Below are 22,722 nucleotides of genomic sequence, written 5' to 3' on the forward strand. Positions count from 1 at the left end.
GAACCATGGCGAGAACGCGTTCTCGTTTGGCACAGTGGCACCTGTGACCGAGACCACAGCTCCCGCGCCCCAGTCCAGCTCGACCGCCGCTCGGCCGCTCAACCTGGCCGACGTGTTCGAGGTGATCGCGGATGCCGTGCCCGACCGGGCCGCGATCATCACGATGGACGGCACCTATACCTATCGCGACATCGACACCCGCGCCTCGCGGCTGGCCAACCACCTGTTGTCGCTCGGCGTGCAGCCGGGCGACCACGTCGCCGTGCACTCGAAGAACCGGATCGAGTGGGTCGAGGCGTTCTACGGCTGCTTCAAGGCGCGCGTCGTGCCGATCAACATCAACTACAAGTACCTGCGCGAGGAGCTGCAGTATCTCTACAGCAACTCCGACTCCGTGGTGGCGCTGATCGCTCCCGAGCACGTCGCCGCGGTCGCCGAGCTCGACGTGCCGAAGCTGCGGCACACGCTCGTCTTCGGCGACGACTACGAGGCGGCCCTCGCGGCCGCTTCGCCCGAGCGGCCCACGGGGAACGGGCGCTGCGGTGACGACCACTACGTGCTCTACACCGGCGGCACCACCGGCAACCCCAAGGGCGTGGTCTGGCGCCATGAGGACTGGATCCTCGCCGCGCTGAACGCGGGGCGTTTCGGTGCTCCCATCGAGTCGGTCGAGCAGCTCGGGCAGGAGGCGGCCGCCAACGAGAGCCCCATGGTGCTGCTCGCACTCGGACCGATGATGCATGGGGGCAGCCAGTGGACGATGGCCAACGGCCACGTCGCCGGCCAGTCGATGGCGCTCTACACCGAGGCGTCGTTCTCGGCCGAGACCGCGATGGAGCTCGTGCAGCACGCCGGCGTCACGTCGCTGACCTTCCTCGGCGACGCGATGGGACGTCCCGTCGCCGACGCGATCCTCGCCGAGCCCGACCGGTGGGACCTGTCCAAGCTCATCTCGATCTCCAACGGCGCGGCGCCGCTGTCGGACGGCGTGCGGGCCCAGCTGCGCGAGGCGCTGCCGGGCCGCTTCATCCTCGACACGTACGGCGCCTCGGAGTCCGGCGCCACCGCGTCGCGGATCGACGACGGCAAGGACGGCCCGGTCGGCCCGCCGCGCTTCGGCGCGAGCGACGACGTCGAGGTCTTCGACCCGGTCGACTTCACCCCGTGTCCGGTGGGCGTCGACGGGATGTTGGGACGCACGGGGCCGATCCCGCTGGGCTACTACAACGACCCGGTCAAGACCGCGGCGACCTTCAAGGAGATCGGTGGCAAGCGGTGGTCGATCCCGGGTGACTTCGCGCGCCGCGAGGAGGACGGGACGATCGCGGTCCTGGGTCGTGGATCGGTCTGCATCAACACCGGCGGTGAGAAGGTCCATCCCGAGGAGGTGGAGTCCGCCCTGTTGCGCCACGCCGACGTCTTCGACGCGGTCGTGGTCGGCACCCCGCACGACCGTTGGGGCCAGCAGGTGACCGCGCTCGTGCAGCTGCGTGATGGCGCGGAGGCCACCGCCGAGCAGATCCGCGAGCACGTGAAGTCCCTGCTGGCGAACTACAAGGCGCCCAAGGAAGTGCTCTTCGTGTCCCACGTCCCGCGGACCCCGGTCAGCAAGGTCGACTACCCGGCCAGCACCAAGCTCGCCCTGGATCTCCTGAGCGACTGAGCGACTGAGCGACTGAGCGACTGAGCGGCGATCCCTGACACCTTGTCTTGACTCGTTCAAGACAAGGTGTCAGGCTTGGCGCCATGACCACGCCCGCCCTCGAGCACCTCCTGCGCGAGACCGGACTGCGGGTCACGCGACCCCGGCTGGCGGTGCTCCGCGCCGTCCACGCCCACCCGCACGCCGACACCGAGTCGGTGATCGCCGCGGTCCGCCGTGACCTGCCGGCCGTGTCTCACCAGGCTGTCTACGACTCCCTGAGCGCGCTGACCGCCGCGGGCGTCGTACGCCGCATCCAGCCGGCCGGGTCGGTGGCGCGCTACGAGGCGCGGGTCGGCGACAACCACCACCACGTGGTCTGTCGCTCGTGCGGCGCCATCGCCGACGTCGACTGCTCCGTCGGCGAGGCCCCTTGTCTCACCGCCTCCCACGACCACGGGTTCGTGATCGAGGAGGCGGAGGTCGTGTACTGGGGTACCTGCCCCACGTGCGCGACGGCAGCATCCGCAGCATCCGCAGCACCCACCCAGTGACCGCGAGTTCGGAAGGACGCAGATGAGCGACACGCAGGACAACGCCCCCGAGAGCCCCCAGGGGGTGGACCGCAAGGCCGAGGCGGGTTGCCCGGTGATGCACGACTCCGCCGCCGGGTCCGGTGGTAGCGAGAGCGAGAACCCGGCCGTCCCGTCGCCGGAGCCGAAGACCGGTGGCCGTCCGCACTCGCTGCAGGACTGGTGGCCCAACATGCTGGACCTCTCGGTCCTGCACGCCCACCAGCCGCGCGGCAACCCCCTCGGCGCCGACTTCGACTACGCCAAGGAGGTCGAGACCCTCGACGTCGAGGCGTTGCGTCGTGACGTCGTCGAGGTGCTCAACACCTCCCAGGACTGGTGGCCGGCCGACTTCGGTCACTACGGCGGCCTGTTCATCCGGATGAGCTGGCACTCCGCCGGCACCTACCGCATCTTCGACGGCCGCGGCGGTGCGGGCGACGGCGCACAGCGGTTCGCGCCCCTCAACAGCTGGCCCGACAACGTGAGCCTCGACAAGGCGCGCCGACTGCTCTGGCCGGTCAAGCAGAAGTACGGCCAGAAGCTGTCGTGGGCCGACCTCATCGTCTTCGCCGGCAACGTCGCGCTCGAGGACATGGGCTTCGAGACCTTCGGCTTCGCCTTCGGTCGCGAGGACATCTGGGAGCCGGAGGAGATCTACTGGGGTCCGGAGGACACCTGGCTGGGCGATGAGCGCTACGCCGGCGAGCGTGAGCTCGAGGAGGCCCTGGCCGCGGTCCAGATGGGTCTGATCTACGTCAACCCCGAGGGTCCCAACGGCAACCCCGACCCGCTCGCCTCGGCCAAGGACATCCGGGCCACCTTCACCAGGATGGCGATGAACGACGAGGAGACCGTCGCGCTGATCGCCGGTGGTCACACCTTCGGCAAGACCCACGGTGCCGGGCCGGCCGACAACCTCGGCCCCGAGCCCGAGGCAGCTCCGATCGAGGAGCAGGGCCTCGGCTGGCGCAACAGCTTCGGCGAGGGTAAGGGCAAGGACACCATCACGTCCGGCCTCGAGGTCACCTGGACCTACCACCCGACCCGCTGGGACAACGAGTTCTTCCACATCCTGTTCGCCTACGAGTGGGAGCCGTTCAAGTCGCCTGCCGGTGCGTGGCAGTGGCGGCCCAAGAACGGCGCGGGCTCCGACATGGTCCCCGGGGCGCACGAGGGCCTTCCGCGCCGGGAGCCGCGGATGCTCACCTCCGACATCGCGCTGCGTGTCGACCCGGAGTACGGCAAGATCTCGAAGCGCTTCCACGAGAACCCTGAGGAGTTCAGCAAGGCCTTCGCGAAGGCCTGGTTCAAGCTGCTCCACCGCGACATGGGCCCGGTGAGCCGCTACCGCGGCCCGCTGGTGCCGTCCGAGCCGCAGCTGTGGCAGGACAACGTGCCGGCGCACGAGGGTGAGCTGATCGGCGACGCCGACGTGGCCTCGCTCAAGGCGAAGGTCCTCGACTCGGGCCTGTCGGTCGCCGAGCTCGTGTCCACCGCGTGGGCCTCGGCCTCGTCGTTCCGCAAGACCGACAAGCGTGGTGGCGCCAACGGTGCCCGCATCCGTCTGGAGCCGCAGCGCAGCTGGGCGGCAAACCAGCCCGAGCAGCTCGAGCGCGTGCTCGGCAAGCTCGAGGAGATCCGTGCGGAGTTCAACGGCGCGGGCGGTGCGCAGGTGTCGCTGGCCGACCTGATCGTCCTGGCCGGCTCGGCCGCGGTCGAGAAGGCGGCGAAGGACGCGGGTGTGGACATCACCGTCGGGTTCCGTCCCGGGCGCACCGACGCCACCGAGGAGCAGACCGACGTCGCGTCCTTCAAGGTGCTCGAGCCGCGTGCCGACGGCTTCCGTCAGTACCTCCGGCCCGGCGAGAAGCTGCAGCCCGAGGTGTTGTTGCTCGACAAGGCCTACATGCTCGACCTCTCGGCGCCGGAGATGACCGTTCTGGTCGGTGGCATGCGAGCGCTCGGCGCCAACGCCGGCGGCACCCAGCACGGTGTGCTCACCGACCGGCCGGGGGTCCTGACCAACGACTTCTTCGTCAACCTGCTGACCAACGGCAAGGAGTGGAAGGCGTCGCAGGACTCCGAGAACGTCTACGAGATCCGCGACGCCTCGGGTGAGGTCGAGTGGACCGCCACCGCGGTCGACCTGATCTTCGGCTCCAACTCGCAGCTGCGGGGCCTGGCAGAGGTCTACGCGAGCAGCGACGCGCAGGAGAAGTTCGTGCGCGACTTCGCCGCCGCGTGGGTCAAGGTCATGGAGCTCGACCGCTTCGACCTGCGCTGAGCATCGACGCGATCGAGGGCGCCCGGTCAGCCGACAGGCTGGCCGGGCGCTTCGCGTAGCCGGACCGAGAGGCAGGTGACGCAGCCCTCGAGCTTCTCGAACTCGGAGATGTCGACGGCGACGATCTGCAGTCCCCGCTCACGCAGCAGCTGTGCCGTGCGCGGCGCGGAGGTGGACATCAGCACGGTGGACTCGTCGAGTACGACGACGTGGCTGCCCGGCTCCTCGGGGACCTCCAGGACCTCGGTCCACGGGAACGAGTCCTCGTGCAGCGGCGGGTGGACCAGGACGGTGCCGTCGGGCAGCGCGGTGACCGCGGACTTCAGGTGCAGCACCTTGGTGAGGGGGACGCCGTGCACGCGCGCGCCGCGCGGCTCCAGCAGGGCGGCCAGCTGGTCGACGGCTTCGGAGTTGGTGCGGCCTCCGAGGCCGACCCAGACGTCGGCACCGTGCTTGAGCACGTCACCGCCGTCGAGCGTGCCCGGCGCTTCGATGAGGGCGATCTCGTAGCCCAGCTCGCGCAGCACCGCCTCGGTGCCGGCCGGCTCGGGACGGCGCTCCTCCGCGCCCGGCAGCGCGATGATCGCGAGGTCGCCGTACATCAGGACGGTGTCCTCGACGAACGCCGAGTCCGGGCAGTCGTCGGCCGCCGGCACCTCCACGGTCTCCCAGCCGTGGTCGCGCAACGCCGCGACGTAGCCCTCCCACTGCCGGCGGGCGAGGTCGGCATCGGCCGCCGTGCGCTCGATGTGGGTCACGAGGCCCTCGGCCATGCGTGAGGACGGCGGGCGGACGAGCGCGCGAGGCGAGGAGGCGGTCATGGCTTCGACGACCCGGCCTAAATGACGCCGAGGGCGAGCATCGCCTCGGCGACCTTGGCGAAGCCGGCGACGTTGGCGCCGAGGACGTAGTCACCGGGGCGGCCGTACTCCTCCGCGGTGTGGGCGCAGCGCGAGTGGATGCCCTCCATGATCTCGGCCAGCCGCTGCTCGGTGTAGGCGGCGGTCCAGGCGTCGCGGGAGGCGTTCTGCTGCATCTCCAGGCCGGAGGTCGCCACGCCGCCGGCGTTGACCGCCTTGCCGGGCCCGAACAGGATGTCGACACCGGTGAAGACGCTGGTGGCCTCGGGCGTGCACGGCATGTTGGCGCCCTCGGCGACGGCCCACAGGCCGTGGTCGAGCAGGAACTTCGCGTCGTCGGTGTCGAGCTCGTTCTGGGTCGCGCACGGCAGCGCCACCTGGACGTCCTCCTCGCCGGCCACGCGCCACACGGTGGCGCCGGCGATGTAGCGGGCGCGCGGGCGGCGCTCGGCGTACACGGAGATCCGCTCGCGCTCGACCTGCTTGACCTGGTGCAGGAGCTCGAGGTCGATGCCGTCGGGGTCGTAGACCGAGCCCGCGGAGTCGGAGCAGCCGACGACGATGCCGCCGAGCTGGTGGACCTTCTCGATGGCGAAGTGCGCCACGTTGCCGGAGCCCGACACCAGCACCCGGGCGCCGTCGAAGCTGCGGCCGCGGGTGGCGAGCATGTGCTGGGTGAAGAAGACGGTGCCGTAGCCAGTCGCCTCGGGGCGCATGACCGAGCCGCCCCAGTCCAGGCCCTTGCCGGTGATGACGCTGGACTCGTAGCGGTTGGTCATGCGCTTGTACTGGCCGAACAGGTAGCCGATCTCGCGCATCCCGACGCCGATGTCGCCGGCGGGCACGTCGACGTACTCACCGATGTGGCGGTGCAGCTCGGTCATGAACGACTGGCAGAACCGCATGATCTCGCCGTCGGAGCGGCCCTTGGGGTCGAAGTCGCTGCCGCCCTTGCCGCCGCCGAGAGGGAGGCCGGTCAGCGCGTTCTTGAAGACCTGCTCGAAGCCGAGGAACTTGACCGTGCCCAGCAGCACGGACGGGTGGAAGCGCAGACCGCCCTTGTAGGGACCGAGCGCGGAGTTGAACTGCACCCGGAAGCCGCGGTTGATCTGCACGCGGCCGTTGTCGTCGACCCACGGGACCCGGAAGACGACCTGGCGCTCCGGCTCGCAGATGCGCTCGAGGATGGCGTGCTCGGCGTACTCCGGGTGCTTGTCGAGGACCGGGTCCAGGGAGTCGAAGACCTCGTGCACAGCCTGATGGAACTCGGTCTCGCCGGGGTTGCGGCGCAAGACCTCTTCGTAGGTGGTGCGCACGGTCTCATTGGTCCAGGACATGGGCGCCATTGTGCCTCGCCGGTCAGGCGAACGGATCAGGGCGTCCACCCGGCAAACGGTCGAGCAGCTCGCGGCCCGCTGCGACGTGTTTGTGCTCACACAGCACCTCGTAGCGTGTCGCGACCACCTGGGCGATGGAGGTGAAGTCGCGGCGACCCCGGGTGGCGGCGTACCCGACGAGTGCCCAGATCACACCGAACAACGCACCGAAGGCGGCTGTCGTCAGCAGCACGGCGAGCATCGGCTCGGTGGTGAACAGTCCGAAGATCAAGCCGATGAAGACGCCGAACCACAGGCCGGACAGCAGACCGCCGGCCGCCACCTTGCCGGTCGTGAGCCGGCCCGTCACCCGCTCGACCTGCTTGAGGTCGGTGCCGACGATCAGCACGTCCTGGACGGGGAACTCGTTGTCGGCGAGGTGGTCGACGGCCCGCTGCGCGCCGGCGTAGTCGTCGTACACGCCCAGCGACTGCGGGAACTGCAGGCGCAGGGTCTTCTGGAGCTGCGGAAGGTTCTGAGGGTTCATGTCCGCAGTATCCCCGCACGCGGGATCACGGAACCCGGCGTGGGACCATGGATGCATGGCGGAGAACGTTCCTACGCGGGTGGAGATCGACGGCGGCGTCCTGGTCGGTGACGACGGGTCGGCGTCGGCAGGACGAGCAGTGCGCTACGCGCTCGAGGAGGCCCGGCGCCGCGGTGCGCCCCTGCACGTCGTGCGGGCGTTCTCCATCACCAGTGCCGAGCGCCCGGCCGACGCCCCGCACGGCTACGCGCCGTCGCTGGCCGAGCTCGCCGCTGCCACCAAGCAGGCGACCGAGGACCGCGTACGCCGTCTGGTCGGCGAGGTCGGTGACGTGACCATCGAGGTGCACGTCCCCTACGGCCCGGCAGCCCAGTGCCTCATCGACGCCTCGGCCCACGCCGACGTCGTGGTGGTCGGCGCGCGCGGACGCGGCGGGTTCGCCACCCTCCTGCTCGGCTCGGTCGCCGACCAGGTCATCCGGCACGCCGACGCACCCGTCGTGGTCGTCCGGAAGTGAGTCAGGCGATCGTCATGCCGCCGTCGACGGCGAGCGTCTGACCGGTGATGTAGCCGGCGGCGTCGCTGGCGAGGAAGACCGCGGTCGCGGCGAGCTCGCGCGGGTCGCCCTTGCGGCCCGCCGGGATCCGGTCGCGCTGCGACTCGAGGTAGCCGGGCGGGTACTGGTCGGTCATCTCCGAGGTGAAGAACCCCGGCGCGATCGCGTTGACCCGGATGCCCTTGCGGCCGGTCCACTGCTGCGCCAGGTCGCGCGTGAGACCGATGACGGCCGCCTTCGACGCGGCGTACGCCGCCTGGGGGAGGCCGGCGGTGGTGAGGCCGAGCACCGAGGAGATGTTGATGATGCTGCTGCCGGGCTGCATGACCCGGCCGCAGGCCTGGGCCATCCAGTAGGACCCGTTGAGGTTGATGTCGACGACCTGGCGGAACTGCTCGGGGGTCTCGCGGGTCGCGGGGACCGCCGTGCCGATGCCCGCGTTGTTGACCAGCACGTCGACGCGGCCGAGCTCGCTCATCGCCGCATCGACCAGGCGCTGGCAGTCCTCCGGCGACGAGACGTCGGTCGCCACCGAGACCGCCCGGCGGCCGTGCTTCTCGACCAGGGCGGCGGTCTCCGCCAGCCGGTCCACGCGACGCGCACCCAGCACGACGTCGGCGCCGGCCTCGGCGAGCACCTCGGCGAAGACCACGCCGAGGCCCGACGATGCTCCGGTCACGATCGCGACGCGACCGTCGAGGCGCAGCAGGTCGGCGAGCGGGCGGGAGACCGGCTGCTGGGTGGTGGGGGTCGTGGCGGGTTCGGTCACGGGTGCTCCTGGGACGGGTTCAGCGGGACGGGACGAGGGAGAAGAGGGAGCGCTCAGTGCTCGGCGGCCTGCCGGGCCGCCCACGCGCTTGCGACCATCGAGCGCAGGTCGTGGCGCATCTGCCACTGCAGGTCACGCGCCGCGCTCTCGCCGGTCGCGACGATCTGGGCGGGGTCGCCGGGACGCCGGTCGGCGACCTCGGGAGTGAAGTCGATGCCGGTGACCTCGGCGACGGTGTCCATGATCTGGCGCACCGAGCTGCCGGTGCCGCTGCCGAGGTTGTAGACGGCCTCGAGGTCGTCACCGTCGGCCAAGCGGCGGGCCGCGACGACGTGGGCGTCGGCGAGGTCGGCGACGTGGATGTAGTCGCGCACGCAGGTGCCGTCGGGGGTGGGGTAGTCGGTGCCGTAGATCCGCGGGGTGCGTCCGGCCATCAGCGCGTCGAAGACCAGCGGGAAGAGGTTGTGCGGGCTGGTGTCGTAGAGGTGGTCCGCGCCCGACCCGACGACGTTGAAGTAGCGCAGCGAGGTGTGGCGCAGCCCGGTGGCGCGCGCCTGGTCGCGGATCAGCCACTCGCCGATCAGCTTCGACTCGCCGTACGGCGACTCCGGGCTGGTCGGGGTCTGCTCGGTCACCACGTCGACGTCCGGGGTGCCGAACACCGCCGCGCTGGAGGAGAAGACGAGGTGCGAGACGTCCGCGGTCTCCATCGCCTGCAGCAGCCGCTGGGTGCCGGTGACGTTCTGCTCGTAGGTGTGCAGCGGGCGGTCGACCGAGACCCCGGCGTACTTGAACCCCGCCACGTGCACCACGCCGGCGATCTGGTGCTCGGCGAAGACCCGGGCCAGGAGGTCGGCGTCGAGGATCGAGCCCTCGACGAACGGCACGTCGTCGGGCACGAAGTGCCGGTGGCCGCTGGAGAGGTCGTCGAGGACGACGGTCGCGATCCCGACGTCGGCGAAGGAGGCGACGATGTGAGCGCCGATGTAGCCGGCGCCCCCGGTCACGAGCCAGGAGTCCATGACCCGACCCTAGACCGGGGAGTGGCCTGCTCGGCGGAAGGCCGGCGCGGAGTACGATGCCGGGCGGTCGCGGATCAGATCAGCAATCAGACGAGGAGCCCGTGGTGACGCAGAAGCCCGGTCCGAGCAGGACCGACGACCAGGGCGCGGGCGACGGCCGCGGAGCGACGTACGACGTCGTCGGGGTCCAGGACAAGTGGCGCCCGGTCTGGGAGCGGCTCGACCCGTTCCGGCCGGCCGACGACGGGTCCAAGGAGCGGCGCTACGCGCTGACGATGTTCCCCTACCCCAGCGGCGACCTGCACATGGGCCACGCCGAGGTGATGGCGCTGCACGACGTGCTGGCGCGCTACTGGTGGCAGAAGGGCTACGACGTCCTCAACCCGATCGGCTGGGACTCCTTCGGTCTGCCGGCCGAGAACGCCGCGATCCGCCGCGACGAGCACCCGGCGACGTACACCTACGCCAACATCGAGACCCAGGCGGAGTCGTTCCGTCGCTACGCGGTCTCCTTCGACTGGTCGCGCCGGCTGCACACCTCCGACCCGGAGTACTACCGCTGGACCCAGTGGCTCTTCCTGCGCTTCCGCGAGAAGGGGCTGGCCTACCGCAAGATGTCGCCGGTCAACTGGTGCCCGGTCGACCAGACGGTGCTGGCCAACGAGCAGGTCGTGCAGGGGATGTGCGAGCGCTGCGGCGCCGAGGTCACCAAGCGCGAGCTGTCGCAGTGGTATTTCAAGATCACCGACTACGCCCAGCGTCTGCTCGACGACATGGACGACCTCGAGGGCACCTGGCCCGACCGGGTCCTGGCGATGCAGCGCAACTGGATCGGCCGCTCCGAGGGCGCCCACGTCGACTTCGACATCGAGCTCGCCGGCGACCAGGCCGGTGAGAAGCGCACCGTCACCGTCTTCACGACCCGCCCCGACACGTTGTACGGCGCCACGTTCATGGTGGTCGCGGCCGACGCCAAGCTGGCCGAGGAGGTCTGCGCCCCCGAGCAGCGCGCGGCGTTCACGGCGTACCGCGACGAGGTCCGCAAGGCCAGCGACATCGACCGGCTCTCCACCGAGCGGCCCAAGACCGGTGTCGACCTCGGCGTGACGGCGGTCAACCCCGTCAGCGGGGAGCGGATCCCCGTCTGGGCGAGCGACTACGTGCTGGCTGACTACGGAACCGGCGCGATCATGGCCGTGCCGGCGCACGACCAGCGCGACCTCGACTTCGCGCGCGAAATGGGGCTGCCGGTCCGTCGCGTCATCGACACCGGCGAGGACAACCCGGAGACCTCCGGCGTCGCGACCTCCGGTGACGGCACCTACGTCAGCTCCGGGCCGCTGGACGGTCTGACCGACAAGGCCACCGGCATCGCGCGGATCATCGAGCAGCTCGAGGCCGACGGGCGGGGGACCGGCACCGTCAACTACCGGCTGCGCGACTGGCTGCTGAGCCGTCAGCGCTTCTGGGGCTGCCCGATCCCGATCGTGCACTGCGAGAAGTGCGGCGAGGTCGACGTCCCCGACGACCAGCTGCCGATCGAGCTGCCCGACCTGCGTGGCGCCGACCTCAAGCCCAAGGGCACCTCCCCGTTGGCCGCGGCGACCGACTGGGTCGAGACCACCTGCCCGTCGTGCGGCGGCGAGGCGCGGCGCGACACCGACACGATGGACACCTTCGTCGACTCGTCGTGGTACTTCCTGCGCTACTGCTCGCCGGGCAAGACCGACGGGCCGTTCGACCGCGAGGAGGTCGGGCGCTGGATGCCGGCGGCACAGTACGTCGGCGGTGTCGAGCACGCGATCCTGCACCTGCTCTACAGCCGGTTCTTCACGAAGGTCCTGCACGACCTCGGCCTGGTCGACTTCGTCGAGCCGTTCGCTGCGCTGCTCAACCAGGGTCAGGTCATCAACCAGGGCAAGGCGATGAGCAAGTCGCTGGGCAACGGCGTCGACCTCGGCCAGCAGATCGACGCCTACGGTGTCGACGCAGTCCGGCTGACCATGGTCTTCGCCGGCCCGCCCGAGGACGACATCGACTGGGCCGACATGTCTCCCCAGGGATCGCTGAAGTTCCTGCAGCGCGCCTGGCGGCTCTCCGGTGACGTCACCAGCGAGCCGGGCACCGACCCGGCCGGCGGCGACGTGGCGCTGCGCAAGGCGACCCACAAGACCGTCGCCGAAGCCGACCAGCTGCTCGAGAACCACCGCTTCAACGTGGTCGTCGCGCGGATCATGGAGCTGGTCAACGTCACCCGCAAGGCGATCGACTCCGGCTGCGGCCCCGCCGACCCCGCCGTACGCGAAGCGGTCGAGACCGTCGCGATCCTCCTCAGCCTGGTCGCGCCGTACACCGCCGAGGAGATGTGGGAGCGCCTCGGCCACGAGCCGACCGTCGCCCGCGTCGGCTGGCCCACGGTCGACCCCGACCTGCTCACCGACGACACCGTCACCGCGATCGTGCAGATCCAGGGCAAGGTCAAGGCCCGCCTCGAGGTCTCACCCGACATCACCGAGGACGAGCTCGAGCAGCTCGCCCTCGCCGACCCCGCCGTCGTCGCCGCGCTCGAGGGCAAGCAGGTCCGCAAGGTGATCGTCCGCGCCCCCAAGCTGGTCAACGTCGTCGCCGGCTGAGTCCCACGCGCCCCAAGTTTCGCTACATGTGTAGTGAATTTGGCCGACACGCCGACTGGAACGTGTACGAGGCGGTGAGTTCGCTACACGTGTAGCGAATTTGCGGCCCGCCTCACGCCAACGGGGTGCGGGCGTGGTCGAGGGTGTCGCGGGCGAGCTCCCAGGCGGACCAGACGCCGTCCTCGAGGTTGGAGACGAGGGCGTAGGTGAGGTCGGCGTCGGGGACGTGCTCGACGACGGCTGAGGCGCCGGCGTTGATGCCGTCCTTGGCCCAGGAGGCGACGGAGCCGTCGGCGCGGACGGCGACCTCGGTCCCGAAGCCCATCCACATCGAAACGTTGGTGGGGTCCTCGCGCTCGTAGTGCTCGACCTGCGGCGCGCAGAAGGAGGCGCTGAGCTCGGGACCGAGCAGCTCGTGGTTGCGGATGGCTTCGACGAACCGCGCCAGGTCGGCGGCGGTGCAGTGCGCGCCGCCGTCGGGGGAGCCGAGGGGCGGGTAGGAGTAGATGTTCTGCCGCCAGCCGGTGATCGCCTCGTCCTCGTCTAGCACCGGGTCCCAGCCCTCGGCAACGGGCGGACCGTCCGTGGTCTCGCGCATGTGGAAGAAGCCGGCGCCGTCCATGCCGGCGCGGGCGAAGACGTGCTCGCGCACGTGGTCGCGGTACGTCGACCCGGTCAGCTCCTCGACCACGAGGCCGGCCAGCACGAAGGCGACGTTGCAGTAGCGCACGTCGGTGCCGGGCGGGACCCGCGGCGGCTTGTGGGCGAACCCGGGGAAGAAGTCGCGGGTCGTGGTCACGCCGTAGTTGGGCCGGTCGACGAACAGCTCCTCGTAGCTCTCCCCGGCCTCCTCGTCGGCGTCGTCGGCGATGCCGCTGGTGTGGGTGAGCAGGTGGCGCACGGTCACGTCGTCGCGCACAGTGGTGTCGGAGAGGTCGACCAGGCCGGTGATCGGCGCGTCGAGGTCGAGCCGCCCGGCCTCGACCAGCTGCAGCACGGCGACGCTGGTGAACAGCTTCGTCACCGACGCCACGTCGAAGCGGGTATCGAGCGTGACCGGCACGTGCCAGCGTCGGGTCGCCACGCCGTACGCCGTGTGCAGCAGGTCCGTACCTCCGTGGCGCACCAGGGCGACTCCGGAGAAGAGGTCGCGCTCGGCGAGCGCGCCGAGATGCTCGTCGAGGGCGGTGACGAAGCGGTTGATGCGGAGGTCGGGGCCGGGCGCGGTGTCGGACACCACGCGAGCCTAGGAGACTGCTGAACAAGGTGGGGTCTTGGTGCGCGTGTGGGCGTGGACGGCGGGCGGAACGCCGCCAAGGCCGTCGAGCGGCGTGTTTGGGTCAGCACTCGTGAGTACGACAACGGGGTCGTTCCGCCCGCCTGTGAGCCATCGTGCGCGGCTCAGGGACGGGTGGCAAGGCCCCCGGGGGCCTGTTTCAGGCCAGTACCCAGGTTCCGTTGGTGTTGGTCAGCCCCATCGCGAGCAGGCGGCGCAGGTTGAGCGCGGCGACGCGGTGGTGGAGCCAGTTGTTGTTCTTCTCGATCCCTCGGTATGGCACTCGTCGGGCGCCGCGGGTGAGCCAGGCGATGGAGCGTTCGACCATCGGCCGGTGCTGGCGATATGCGGCCTGGAAACCTTCGTCGGCGGCTCGTTGACGGTGCTCGCGCAGGAGGTGGGCGTGCTCGTGGATCTTGATGCTGCGACCCGCCGCTGAGGTGGTGCACCGCTCGCGTAGTGGGCAACCACGGCACGCGGTCCCGAACGTTGCGTAGTTCTTCGCGGTGACCTGGCGCGTGACTCCTGCCGGACAGGTCAGGGTGCCGGCGGCGGTGTCGTGGGTGAAGTCATCGATGGTGAACCCGCCCTCGACCGCTGGGCGCAGCGGCCGCGGCTTCAGCAGCGGCCGCCACTGGTTGTCGTTGAGCTCATCAAGCATGTCGCCACTGGCATAGGCAGAATCGCCCAGCACCTCAATGCCGTTCCCGTTCTCGTCATTGTTCTCGCTGATCGTCAGATCAGCGGTGACGAGCCGAGCTCCCACGCTCGCATCAGAAGTCCCCGCCCCGTTGGCCTTGGTCAACTCACACACCGTGCTCAGCCCGGTGTCCGGTTCGACCACCAGGTGGGCTTTGAACCCGTCCTGGCGCCGTTCGCGGGACTTGTGGGCATGCCGGGTGTCGGGATCGACGGTCGAGATCACCCGGTCCGGCGCGGTCCGGCGCGCGATGCGCCACCGCCCGTCGGTGCCGTCAGAGCCCTCCGCGGGCTCGACGTCTTGGCCGGCAATCAGGGCCAGCAACGCGACCGCATCAGCGGCCTTGCCGCCCTCGGCGGTGATCGCCTCGACATCAAGTCCGGCGAGCAGCGCGAGCGCGTCTCCCACCAGCGCGGTGACCAGCTCCTCGCGAGCGGCCTGGTCGTCCCAAGCGATCGACGGTTTGCCGGGCTGGTCGTAGTCCTGGCCGGTCAGTGTCGCCAGCCGGGTGCACACAGTCGCGATCAGATCCTTTGCGCCCGGCACCTCGCGGCCAACGCGGCGGATCTGGGCGATCAGCTGCGTGACGGTGTCTTGGCGGGCGACCGCGTCATCGAGGATCGTGGAATCCAGTGCCCGGCGCTGCTTGCCGACCACCGCCCCGGTTTCGGTGATGACCTCGCGGACCACCTCGAAGATCCGCTGCGGCCGGTCGCTGGCGGCCAGCCGGCGCCGCCAGTAGGTCAACGTCGAGGGGTCGAAGCCCTTGGCGTCGATCGCATACCCGCACGCGGCTTTCCACCGCAGGTCATAGGTGAGCGCATCGATCGCTTCGCGGTCCGAATGGCCATACAGCGCCTGCAGCACGATCACCGAAGCGATCACCTCGCCCGGCATCGAGGGCCGACCGCGTCTGGAGGGGAACAGGTCGGCGAACAACTCGCCGGGAAACAGCCGGTCGCGATGCTCGGCCAGCAACGCGAACACGCTGCCCGGCTCGAGCAGATGCCCCGCCACCGACTCCACGTCCAACAACTCACGCTGACGATCCGCCTCACCCTGCACAACCCAAGGATCCCAGCACCCGCACGCCGCCCCGGTCAGGCGCGCGGATTGTTCAGCAGTCTCCTAGAGCGCGGCGACCGCCTCGGTCACGGGGGTTTCGCCGCCGATCAGCTCGACGACCGAGCCTGCGGACGAGGGCGTCTCCAGCACCGCGTGCAGCACGTGCGCGACGTCGGCGCGGGGGACCTCGCCGTACCCGGTCTTCTCCGCGAGCTGCACCTTGCCGGTGCCCGGCTCGTCGACGAGCGCACCGGGTCGCACGATCGTCCAGTCGAGGTCACGGGCCTGCAGGTCGGCGTCGGCCGCGGCCTTCGCGCGCAGGTAGACCTGGAACACGTCGACGCTGTCGGGGTCGGCCTGGTCGGTGCCCATCGCCGAGACCATCACATAGCGGCGTACGCCGGCCTGCTCGGCGGCGTCCGCCAGCAGGATCGCGGCACCCTTGTCGACGGTCTCCTTGCGGGCCGCGCCGCTGTTGGGTCCGCCGCCCGCGGCGAACACGACCGCGTCGGCCCCGCGGATCGCGGTCGCGAGGTCGCCGGCCGAGGTGTCCTCCAGGTCCAGCACGATCGACTCCGCGCCGGCAGCAGCCAGGTCGTCGGCGTGGTCGGGGTTGCGGATGATCCCGCGCACCCGGTGGCCGGCGTCGGCGAGGCGCCGCTCGAGCAGCATCGCGATCTGGCCGTGGCCACCGGCGATCACCACGTCGAGGCCGTCGGTCGGGGTTCCGGTCTGGTCGGCGGGGGTGGAAGTCATGCTCTCCACGCTACGGAGCGGACAAGGGGCGCCGGGCCACGGACGTCGGGACGTCGGGACGACGACCGGACTACCCTCCTCCCATGCCTCGCCGGATCGCTCTCGTCACCGACAGCTCGGCATCCCTGCTGCCCGAGGTCGTCACTGCTCGTGAGATCGCAGTGGTCCCGTTGCAGGTGATCGTCGCCGGCACGGCGTACGACGAAGGCGCGGACCTCGGCCCGGAGGAGCTGGCTGCGGCGCTGCGGGAGTGGAAGCCGGTGAGCACGTCCCGCCCGGCGCCGGAGCGGCTGCTCGCCGTCTACCGCGACCTCGCCGAACAGGGGGCCGAGGAGATCGTGTCGATCCACCTGTCGGCCCAGGTCAGCGGGACCTTCGAGTCCGCCCAGCTGGCCGCCAAGGAGTCCCCGGTGCCGGTGACCTGCGTGGACTCCTGCCAGGTCGGCATCGGCACGGGCTTCCTGGTGCTCGGCGCAGCCGACCTGCTCGACGCCGGTGCCGACGTCGCGACCGTCGTCGACGCCGTCGGCAGGCGCGCGAGCACGGTGACCTCGCTGTTCTACGTCGACACCCTCGAGCACCTGCGGCGCGGCGGTCGGGTCGGCGCGGCGGCGGCGTTCCTGGGCTCCGCGCTGGCGGTGAAGCCGATCCTGCGCATCGACGAAGGCCGGATCGGGCCGTTCGAGAAGGTCCGCACCTCGGGCCGGGCGCTCAGCCGCCTCGAGGAGCTCGCGGTCGCCGCGGCCCACGAGGGTGGCGGCGCGGTCGACGTGGGGGTGTGCCACCTCGCCAGCCCGGAGCGGGCCGAGGCGCTAGCCGAGAAGCTCGCCGCGCAGCTGGAGTCCGAGCTGGAGGGGCGCGACGTGGTCATCGGCGAGGTCGGCGCCGCCCTCGGTGCTCACGTCGGTCCCGGGATGGTCGCGGTCGTCGTCGCCCCGCACGCCTGACCCGTTCCTGACCGTCCGGCGTCCCCAACCCCGCGACGACGCGGGTCCGTCCCCAGCGGCGCCGGCGAGCCCGCCCACCGGGCGGACGCTTCCTAGCGTTCTCGCATGCGTCCGCGACGACCCGGTGATGACGAGCTGAACGCCGTCGCGCGTCGCCGGCTGGCCCTCATCGGCCAGGAGCTGGACCTGCTCGGCGGAGGCGACGCCGCGCCGACGGACGACCTGTCCTCCGACCCGCCCGCCGAGTCGGCACCACGTGTCGCTGTCGCGGTCCCGGCCGCCGGCCGCCATCGCGCCGACCACCGTGCCGCACCCCCGACCCGCGCCCAGGGCTGGGTCCCGGACTCGCTGCGCGGGCGGGTCCGGCTCGCGCCCCAGCACGTCGCCCTGCTGGGCGTGGTCGTCGCCCTCGCGTTGGCGGTGACGACCTGGTGGGTGCTGAGCGCGGTCGGCGACGCCGACGAGACATCGTGGGCGGCCCCCGCGGTGCCCGCGACGGGACTGGTCGAGGACAGGGGTACGCCGGGGGACCCCTCGCCGAGTGCCGTGCAGACGACCGACGGGCCGGAGGCGGGCGAAGCCGACCCCGACGCCGGCACCGTCGTGGTCCACGTCGCCGGCAAGGTCCGCCGGCCCGGCATCGTGACCCTGCCCCTGGGCTCGCGCGTCGCCGATGCCGTCGAGGAGGCCGGCGGCGTACGCCCCCGCGTCGACACGAGCACGCTCAACCTGGCGCGCGTGCTGGTCGACGGCGAGCAGATCCTCGTCGGTGTCGCGCCGGCCGTTCCTCCCTCCGGGACGACGGACCCGGCAGGTGCAGCAGGCACGCCGGGAGCGGCCGGGCTCGTCAATCTCAACACCGCCACCCAGGCCGAGCTCGAGACCCTCAACGGAGTCGGGCCGGTGACCGCGCAGGCGATCGTCGCGTGGCGCGAGGAGCACGGCCGGTTCACGGCCGTCGAGGAGCTGCTGGAGGTCTCCGGCATCGGGGAGAAGACGCTGGCCCAGCTCGCGCCGCACGTGACCCTCTGAGCAGGTGCCGCGCCCCGACGAGGCCACCGCGGCGGGCGCGGCCGACCTGCGTGCCCCCGTCCTCGGCGGGCTCGCCTGGGCGGGCGCGCTCGCCGGCCTGCTCATGCCGGGCCGGGCACTCCTGGTGCTCAGTGTCATCGTCCTCGGTGCCGGGCTCGCCGTCGTACGCCGGCGCCCGCACGCGGCGCAGACCGTGGCCGCAGCGCTCGTGGTCCTGCTCGGGGTGGGCGCCGCGGCACACCTGCGTGCGGGCGCCACGGAGGACTCGGCGCTGCGTGCGTGGGCCGATGAGCAGGCCGTCGCCGAGCTGACCGGGCTGGTGACCACCGACCCCCGCCCACGCGCCGGTGAGCACGGCGGCTACGTCCTGGTCCGGATGCAGGTGCACACCGCGACCGCGCGTGGACAGACGCGGCGTACCCGGCTCCCGGTCATGGTCGTCGCGCCCGAGTCCTGGGCCGAGCCCGGTGTGCGTCCCGAGCTCGGCTCCGTGATCAGTCTGCGCGGACGGCTCGCACCGGTCGACGGGGAGCTCGCCGCTCTCGTGCGCGCCCGCGGCTCGCCCGTCGTCCTGCAGGAGCCGGGACGCGTCCTGGACGGTGCCGCGCGCGTGCGTGCCGCGCTGCGCGCCTCGGTCGCCCACCTGCCGCCGGAGGAGCGGTCGTTGATCCCGGCGCTCGTGGTCGGTGACGACCAGGGCATGCCCGAGCAGCTGGTCGAGGACTTCGAGGTCTCCGGTCTGACCCACCTGCTCGCGGTCTCGGGCACGAACCTCACCCTGATGGTCGGGTTCCTGCTCACGCTGGCCCGCTGGTCGCGCGTGCGTGGACGCGGGCTGCTCGTCGTGGGCGCGTGCGGCGTCGTCGGCTTCGTCCTCCTCGCCCGCACCGAGCCGAGCGTCGTGCGCGCGGCGGCGATGGGGACGGTCGGCCTGCTCGCGATGACCAGCGACGGTCGTCAGCGGGGGACCCGCGGCCTCGGGGTCGCGGTGGTGGGCCTGCTGCTGTTCGACCCCTGGCTGGCGACCACGATCGGCTTCGCGCTGTCGGTGTGCGCGACGGCGGGGATCCTCTTCCTCGCCCCGGGCTGGCGTGACGCGATGGCGCGGTGGATGCCGCGCTGGCTGGCCGAGGCGATCGCCGTGCCGCTGGCCGCACAGGTCGCCTGCACCCCGATCATCGCGGCGATCTCGGGCAAGGTCAGCCTCGTCGCGGTCGCCGCCAACCTCGTGGCGGCACCGGCGGTCGGTCCCGCCACCGTCGCCGGGCTCGGAGGCGGCCTGGTCGGGGTGGTGTGGGGCGCCGCGGCGAAGGTGCCCGGCACCGTCGCCGGAGCGGGTGGGTGGTGGATCGTCACCGTCGCGGAGCGCAGCGGCGCGCTGCACGCGCCAGCGATCGACTGGACCGCGTCCGTCGCCGGGGTCAGCGGCCTGACGCTCGCGTGCGTGCTGCTCACGATCGTCCTCGGACGGCTCCTGCCACGGCGCTGGCCGACACTGCTGCTCGCCCTGGTCCTGGGCGTGGTCATCGCGGTGCCGATGCCCACGCCCGGGTGGCCACCGCGCGGATGGGTGCTCGCGGCGTGCGACGTCGGCCAGGGCGACGCGACGCTGGTGCGCGCCGGGCCGGACGCCGCGGTGGTCGTCGACGTCGGTCCCGACCCCGACCTCATGGCGGCGTGCCTGCGCCGCTTCGGCGTACGCCACGTCCCGGCCCTGGTGCTGACCCACTTCCACGCCGACCACGTGGGCGGCCTCGACGGGGTGCTCGGCGCGGTGCCGGTGGGGGAGATCTGGGTGTCGCCGGTCGACGAGCCCGCCCCGGCTGCGGACTGGGTACGCCGCCGCGGCGTCGAGGAGCAGGTGCCGGTCGCGGTGCCGCCCCTGGGTCAGGTACGCCGGGTGGGTGCGGCGGTGTGGCAGGTCATCGGGCCACGCCGGGTCGTGGCCGGTGGGGCCGAGGGCGAGGGCGGGCGCGCCAACAACGCCAGCATCGTCCAGGTGGTCGAGGTGGGCGGCGTCCGCGCGCTGCTGACCGGCGACATGGAGCCGGAGGCGCAGGTGCTGCTGCGCCGCGACCTCCCCGCGCTGCAGGTTGACGTCATGACGGTGCCGCACCACGGGAGTCCGCACCAGGACGAGGCGTTCCTCGCCGGCACGGGTGCACGGCTGGCGCTCGTCTCGGTCGGCGAGGACAACGGCTACGGACACCCCGGACCGAGGACCGTGGACGTGCTCGAGGACACCGGAGCGCGCGTGCTCCGCACCGACCGGCACGGCGACCTGGTGGTGGTCGTCGACGCCGAGGGCGAGTGGGGCGCCCGCTCCTCGCGCTGACTGTCGGGCTCGGACTGTCCGGGCGGTGTGGGAGGCTGCTGCCGTGGCGAGTCAGGGACCGATCGGCAGCGTGCTCCTGGTGACCGGGGGCGAGGAGTTCCTCTCCGAGCGGCAGGTGCAGCACGTCCGCGACGCCGTGCGTCGCGTCGACCCGGAGGCGGAGTTCTCCAGGACCGACGCCGACCAGCTGACGATGGCCACGCTGGGCGACCTCGCGGCACCCTCGTTGTTCTCCTCCACCCGGTGCGTGGTCGTGCGAGGCCTGGAGAACCTCCCCGAGGAGTCGGTGCCGGGCCTGGTCGACTACGCCGCCGCCCCGGCCGAGGACGTCGCGCTCGTCCTCGTCCACGGTGGGGGACAGAAGGGCAGCGGTGTCCTCAACAAGCTCCGCAAGCAGCCCGGTGTGACCGAGGTGAAGACGACCCCGCTCAAGCCGAGCGAGCTCCCGCGCTTCGCGGCCTCCGAGGCCCGCCTGCACGGTGCCCGGATGGCGGAGGACGCGGCCGAGGCACTGGTCTCGGCGATCGGCCAGGACCTGCGCGCCCTCGCCGCCGCCGCGCGCCAGCTCGCCTCCGACTTCCCGGACGAGCCGCTCACCAAGGAGCGCGTGGGGCAGTACTTCGGTGGCCGGGCGGAGGCCAAGTCGTTCGCGATCGCCGACGCCGCGCTGATGGGCCGCACCGCACACGCGCTCGAGGAGCTGCGCTGGGCGCTCGACGGCGGCACCCCGGCCGTGCTGGTGACCAGTGCGTTCGCCGGTGGGCTGCGCGGGCTGGCCCGCTTCCGCGCGGCGGGACGGGGGGTCCGCGAGGCCGACCTCGCGCGCGAGGTGGGGGTGCCTCCGTGGAAGCTGCGGTCGCTGCGTGAGCAGGCCCGTGGGTGGGACGACCGCGGGCTGGCGATGGCGATCCGCGAGGTGGCGCGCGCCGACGCCGACATCAAGGGCCAGGCCGGCGACGCGGCCTACAGCCTCGAGCGCCTGGTCCTGAGGGTCGCCGGACTGCGGGTCTGAGCCGACGGACCTCCCGGAACAATCCGCACCGGTGCCGGGTTGTCCTGCCATGGCTGCCATCCCGCTCTCGATCCTCGACCTCGCCCAGATCGGCCCCGGCGGGAACGCCGCCGACAGCTTCCGGGCCAGCGTCGCCCTCGCCCAGCTCGCCGAGCGCAGCGGCTACCGCCGGGTCTGGTACGCCGAGCACCACAACATGGCCACCATCGCGTCGTCGGCCACCAGCGTGCTCATCGCTCACGTCGCGGCGCACACCGAGACCATCCGGCTGGGTGCCGGCGGCGTGATGCTGCCCAACCACTCGCCGCTGGTGATCGCCGAGCAGTTCGGCACCCTCGCGACGCTGCATCCCGACCGGATCGACCTCGGCCTCGGGCGTGCGCCCGGCAGCGACCAGAACACGATGCGCGCCCTGCGCCGCGACGCGATGTCGGCCGAGTCCTTCCCGCAGGACGTCCAGGAGCTCCAGGGCTACCTCACCGGCCGGTCGTTGATCCCGGGCGTCGACGCCATCCCGGGCAAGGACACCCACGTTCCGCTCTACATCCTCGGGTCCTCGCTCTTCGGTGCGCAGCTGGCCGCAGCGCTCGGTCTGCCGTACGCCTTCGCCTCGCACTTCGCCCCGCAGGCGCTCACCGAGGCGGTGGCGCTCTACCGGCGAGACTTCCGCCCGTCCGATCAGCTCGCCGAACCGTGGGTGATCGCCGGCGTCAACGTCGTGGCCGCCGAGACGACCGAGGAGGCGCACGCGCTGATGCGTGAGTCCCAGCGCCTGCGCGTCACCCAGCTGGTGGGCCGCGGCCGCACCTTCACCGACGCCGAGGCCGACGCGGTCCTCGACTCACCTGCGGGCCGCCAGATCCAGCAGATGAGCCACTACACGGCCGTCGGCACCGCCGACGAGGTCCGTGCCTACCTCGACGAGTTTGCCGTCCACGCGAGCGCCGACGAGCTCATCGTGGCGTCGATGGCGCGCAGCACCGAGGCGACGCTGCGCTCCTTCGAGCTCCTGGCCCGCGCCACCGAGCTCGTCGGGTAGGTCCGCAAACGCCCGTCGGCGCCGTCCCCGAGGGGAACGGCGCCGACGTGAGCAGAGGTGCGAGGTCGTGGGACCTCAGGGGGAGGCGAGCCTTAGAGGGAGGCGGCCTTCTTGGCGATCGCGGACTTGCGGTTCGCGGCCTGGTTCTTGTGGATGACGCCCTTGGAGGCGGCCTTGTCGAGCTTGCGCGCGGCGGTCGCGGCCAGGGTGCGGGCCTCGTCGGCGTTGCCGGCGGCAGCAGCCTCGCGGAACTTGCGGATCGCCGACTTCAGGTTGGTCTTGACGGCCTTGTTGCGCTCGCGCGCGGCCTCGTTCTGCTTGTTGCGCTTGATCTGGGACTTGATGTTCGCCACGAA

19 protein-coding genes are annotated in these 22,722 nt (G+C 71.6%); 10 read left to right on the forward strand and 9 right to left on the reverse strand.

Translation table 11 applies throughout. The features are described 5' to 3' along the window. Positions 1 to 43: 43 nt before the first annotated feature. The 3 genes from J2S59_RS10930 to katG all read left to right on the forward strand — a co-directional run bounded on the left by J2S59_RS10930 (position 44) and on the right by katG (position 4,501). Entirely contained in the window at positions 44 to 1,663 is a 1,620-nt protein-coding gene (locus tag J2S59_RS10930; RefSeq protein WP_068116503.1) for an AMP-binding protein, read from the forward strand. Positions 1,664 to 1,746: 83 nt separating this feature from the next. Next, positions 1,747 to 2,196: a Fur family transcriptional regulator gene (locus J2S59_RS10935; RefSeq protein WP_068116506.1), complete on the forward strand. Its 450-nt coding sequence runs from the start codon at positions 1,747 to 1,749 to the stop codon at positions 2,194 to 2,196. A 22-nt stretch (positions 2,197 to 2,218) separates the two neighbouring features. Next, positions 2,219 to 4,501 carry a catalase/peroxidase HPI gene (katG, locus tag J2S59_RS10940; protein ID WP_068116508.1) on the forward strand — a complete coding sequence of 761 codons (2,283 nt, stop codon included), beginning with the start codon at positions 2,219 to 2,221 and terminating at the stop codon, positions 4,499 to 4,501. Between the two features lie 26 nt (positions 4,502 to 4,527). On the opposite strand, the gene ddaH is transcribed toward katG, so the two are convergent. The 3 genes from ddaH to J2S59_RS10955 are packed head-to-tail and all read right to left on the reverse strand — an operon-like array spanning position 4,528 to position 7,224. Beyond that, the gene (ddaH, locus tag J2S59_RS10945; protein ID WP_306825112.1) at positions 4,528 to 5,322 is read right to left on the reverse strand and encodes a dimethylargininase; all 795 of its coding nucleotides are present in this window, start codon (positions 5,320 to 5,322) and stop codon (positions 4,528 to 4,530) included. Positions 5,323 to 5,339: 17 nt separating this feature from the next. Beyond that, positions 5,340 to 6,698: an NADP-specific glutamate dehydrogenase gene (gene gdhA / locus J2S59_RS10950; protein ID WP_068125119.1), complete on the reverse strand. Its 1,359-nt coding sequence runs from the start codon at positions 6,696 to 6,698 to the stop codon at positions 5,340 to 5,342. 22 nt (positions 6,699 to 6,720) lie between these two features. Beyond that, positions 6,721 to 7,224, reverse strand: a complete 504-nt coding sequence (locus J2S59_RS10955) for a YflT domain-containing protein (RefSeq protein WP_068125115.1) — start codon at positions 7,222 to 7,224, stop codon at positions 6,721 to 6,723. A 55-nt stretch (positions 7,225 to 7,279) separates the two neighbouring features. Here J2S59_RS10955 and J2S59_RS10960 point away from each other — a divergent pair, with 55 nt between their 5' ends. Continuing rightward, positions 7,280 to 7,741 (forward strand): universal stress protein, encoded by a 462-nt coding sequence (locus tag J2S59_RS10960; RefSeq protein ID WP_068125117.1) that lies wholly within the window; start codon positions 7,280 to 7,282, stop codon positions 7,739 to 7,741. A gap of 1 nt (position 7,742) precedes the next feature. Here the strand turns inward: J2S59_RS10960 and J2S59_RS10965 are convergent, their stop codons facing one another. Continuing rightward, positions 7,743 to 8,549 carry an SDR family NAD(P)-dependent oxidoreductase gene (locus tag J2S59_RS10965; RefSeq protein ID WP_306825113.1) on the reverse strand — a complete coding sequence of 269 codons (807 nt, stop codon included), beginning with the start codon at positions 8,547 to 8,549 and terminating at the stop codon, positions 7,743 to 7,745. 53 nt (positions 8,550 to 8,602) lie between these two features. Continuing rightward, positions 8,603 to 9,571: a UDP-glucose 4-epimerase GalE gene (gene galE / locus J2S59_RS10970; protein ID WP_068125256.1), complete on the reverse strand. Its 969-nt coding sequence runs from the start codon at positions 9,569 to 9,571 to the stop codon at positions 8,603 to 8,605. A gap of 104 nt (positions 9,572 to 9,675) precedes the next feature. On the opposite strand from galE, the gene leuS reads away from it, so the two are divergent. Next, positions 9,676 to 12,204, forward strand: a complete 2,529-nt coding sequence (leuS, locus tag J2S59_RS10975; protein WP_306825114.1) for a leucine--tRNA ligase — start codon at positions 9,676 to 9,678, stop codon at positions 12,202 to 12,204. A gap of 112 nt (positions 12,205 to 12,316) precedes the next feature. Here leuS and J2S59_RS10980 read toward each other — a convergent pair whose 3' ends face one another. The 3 genes from J2S59_RS10980 to J2S59_RS10990 form a co-directional block, all read right to left on the reverse strand. Beyond that, positions 12,317 to 13,441 carry a serine hydrolase domain-containing protein gene (locus J2S59_RS10980; RefSeq protein ID WP_306825115.1) on the reverse strand — a complete coding sequence of 375 codons (1,125 nt, stop codon included), beginning with the start codon at positions 13,439 to 13,441 and terminating at the stop codon, positions 12,317 to 12,319. 199 nt (positions 13,442 to 13,640) lie between these two features. Next, positions 13,641 to 15,245 carry an IS1182 family transposase gene (locus tag J2S59_RS10985; RefSeq protein ID WP_306825116.1) on the reverse strand — a complete coding sequence of 535 codons (1,605 nt, stop codon included), beginning with the start codon at positions 15,243 to 15,245 and terminating at the stop codon, positions 13,641 to 13,643. Between the two features lie 63 nt (positions 15,246 to 15,308). Beyond that, positions 15,309 to 16,001: an SDR family oxidoreductase gene (locus tag J2S59_RS10990; RefSeq protein WP_068118099.1), complete on the reverse strand. Its 693-nt coding sequence runs from the start codon at positions 15,999 to 16,001 to the stop codon at positions 15,309 to 15,311. An 83-nt stretch (positions 16,002 to 16,084) separates the two neighbouring features. On the opposite strand from J2S59_RS10990, the gene J2S59_RS10995 reads away from it, so the two are divergent. The 5 genes from J2S59_RS10995 to J2S59_RS11015 all read left to right on the forward strand — a co-directional run bounded on the left by J2S59_RS10995 (position 16,085) and on the right by J2S59_RS11015 (position 22,366). Continuing rightward, positions 16,085 to 16,948, forward strand: coding sequence for a DegV family protein (locus J2S59_RS10995; RefSeq protein ID WP_068118101.1), 864 nt, complete (start codon positions 16,085 to 16,087; stop codon positions 16,946 to 16,948). Between the two features lie 105 nt (positions 16,949 to 17,053). After that, complete coding sequence (locus J2S59_RS11000; RefSeq protein ID WP_220138326.1) at positions 17,054 to 17,980, forward strand: helix-hairpin-helix domain-containing protein; 927 nt, start codon at positions 17,054 to 17,056, stop codon at positions 17,978 to 17,980. Positions 17,981 to 17,984: 4 nt separating this feature from the next. Next, positions 17,985 to 20,315: a ComEC/Rec2 family competence protein gene (locus J2S59_RS11005; RefSeq protein WP_068118104.1), complete on the forward strand. Its 2,331-nt coding sequence runs from the start codon at positions 17,985 to 17,987 to the stop codon at positions 20,313 to 20,315. 43 nt (positions 20,316 to 20,358) lie between these two features. Next, the gene (gene holA, locus J2S59_RS11010) at positions 20,359 to 21,327 is read left to right on the forward strand and encodes a DNA polymerase III subunit delta (RefSeq protein WP_306825117.1); all 969 of its coding nucleotides are present in this window, start codon (positions 20,359 to 20,361) and stop codon (positions 21,325 to 21,327) included. A gap of 49 nt (positions 21,328 to 21,376) precedes the next feature. Next, entirely contained in the window at positions 21,377 to 22,366 is a 990-nt protein-coding gene (locus J2S59_RS11015; RefSeq protein WP_068116797.1) for an LLM class flavin-dependent oxidoreductase, read from the forward strand. A gap of 92 nt (positions 22,367 to 22,458) precedes the next feature. On the opposite strand, the gene rpsT is transcribed toward J2S59_RS11015, so the two are convergent. Then, positions 22,459 to 22,719 (reverse strand): 30S ribosomal protein S20, encoded by a 261-nt coding sequence (gene rpsT / locus J2S59_RS11020; protein ID WP_068116795.1) that lies wholly within the window; start codon positions 22,717 to 22,719, stop codon positions 22,459 to 22,461. Between the last annotated feature and the right edge of the window lie 3 nt (positions 22,720 to 22,722).

It is taken from the genome of Nocardioides massiliensis (genome assembly GCF_030811215.1).
Lineage (GTDB): Bacteria > Actinomycetota > Actinomycetes > Propionibacteriales > Nocardioidaceae > Nocardioides_A > Nocardioides_A massiliensis.

What these genes read in the sequence shown, in the direction of transcription:
- J2S59_RS11000 (WP_220138326.1), top strand. Translation starts at nt 17,054, where the DNA reads ATGCGTCCGCGACGACCCGGTGATGACGAGCTGAACGCCGTCGCGCGT.
- J2S59_RS11015 (WP_068116797.1), top strand. Translation starts at nt 21,377, where the DNA reads ATGGCTGCCATCCCGCTCTCGATCCTCGACCTCGCCCAGATCGGCCCC.
- J2S59_RS10990 (WP_068118099.1), bottom strand. Translation starts at nt 16,001, where the DNA reads ATGACTTCCACCCCCGCCGACCAGACCGGAACCCCGACCGACGGCCTC.
- ddaH (WP_306825112.1), bottom strand. Translation starts at nt 5,322, where the DNA reads ATGACCGCCTCCTCGCCTCGCGCGCTCGTCCGCCCGCCGTCCTCACGC.
- galE (WP_068125256.1), bottom strand. Translation starts at nt 9,571, where the DNA reads ATGGACTCCTGGCTCGTGACCGGGGGCGCCGGCTACATCGGCGCTCAC.
- gdhA (WP_068125119.1), bottom strand. Translation starts at nt 6,698, where the DNA reads ATGTCCTGGACCAATGAGACCGTGCGCACCACCTACGAAGAGGTCTTG.
- J2S59_RS10995 (WP_068118101.1), top strand. Translation starts at nt 16,085, where the DNA reads ATGCCTCGCCGGATCGCTCTCGTCACCGACAGCTCGGCATCCCTGCTG.
- J2S59_RS10935 (WP_068116506.1), top strand. Translation starts at nt 1,747, where the DNA reads ATGACCACGCCCGCCCTCGAGCACCTCCTGCGCGAGACCGGACTGCGG.
- katG (WP_068116508.1), top strand. Translation starts at nt 2,219, where the DNA reads ATGAGCGACACGCAGGACAACGCCCCCGAGAGCCCCCAGGGGGTGGAC.
- J2S59_RS10955 (WP_068125115.1), bottom strand. Translation starts at nt 7,224, where the DNA reads ATGAACCCTCAGAACCTTCCGCAGCTCCAGAAGACCCTGCGCCTGCAG.
- J2S59_RS10960 (WP_068125117.1), top strand. Translation starts at nt 7,280, where the DNA reads ATGGCGGAGAACGTTCCTACGCGGGTGGAGATCGACGGCGGCGTCCTG.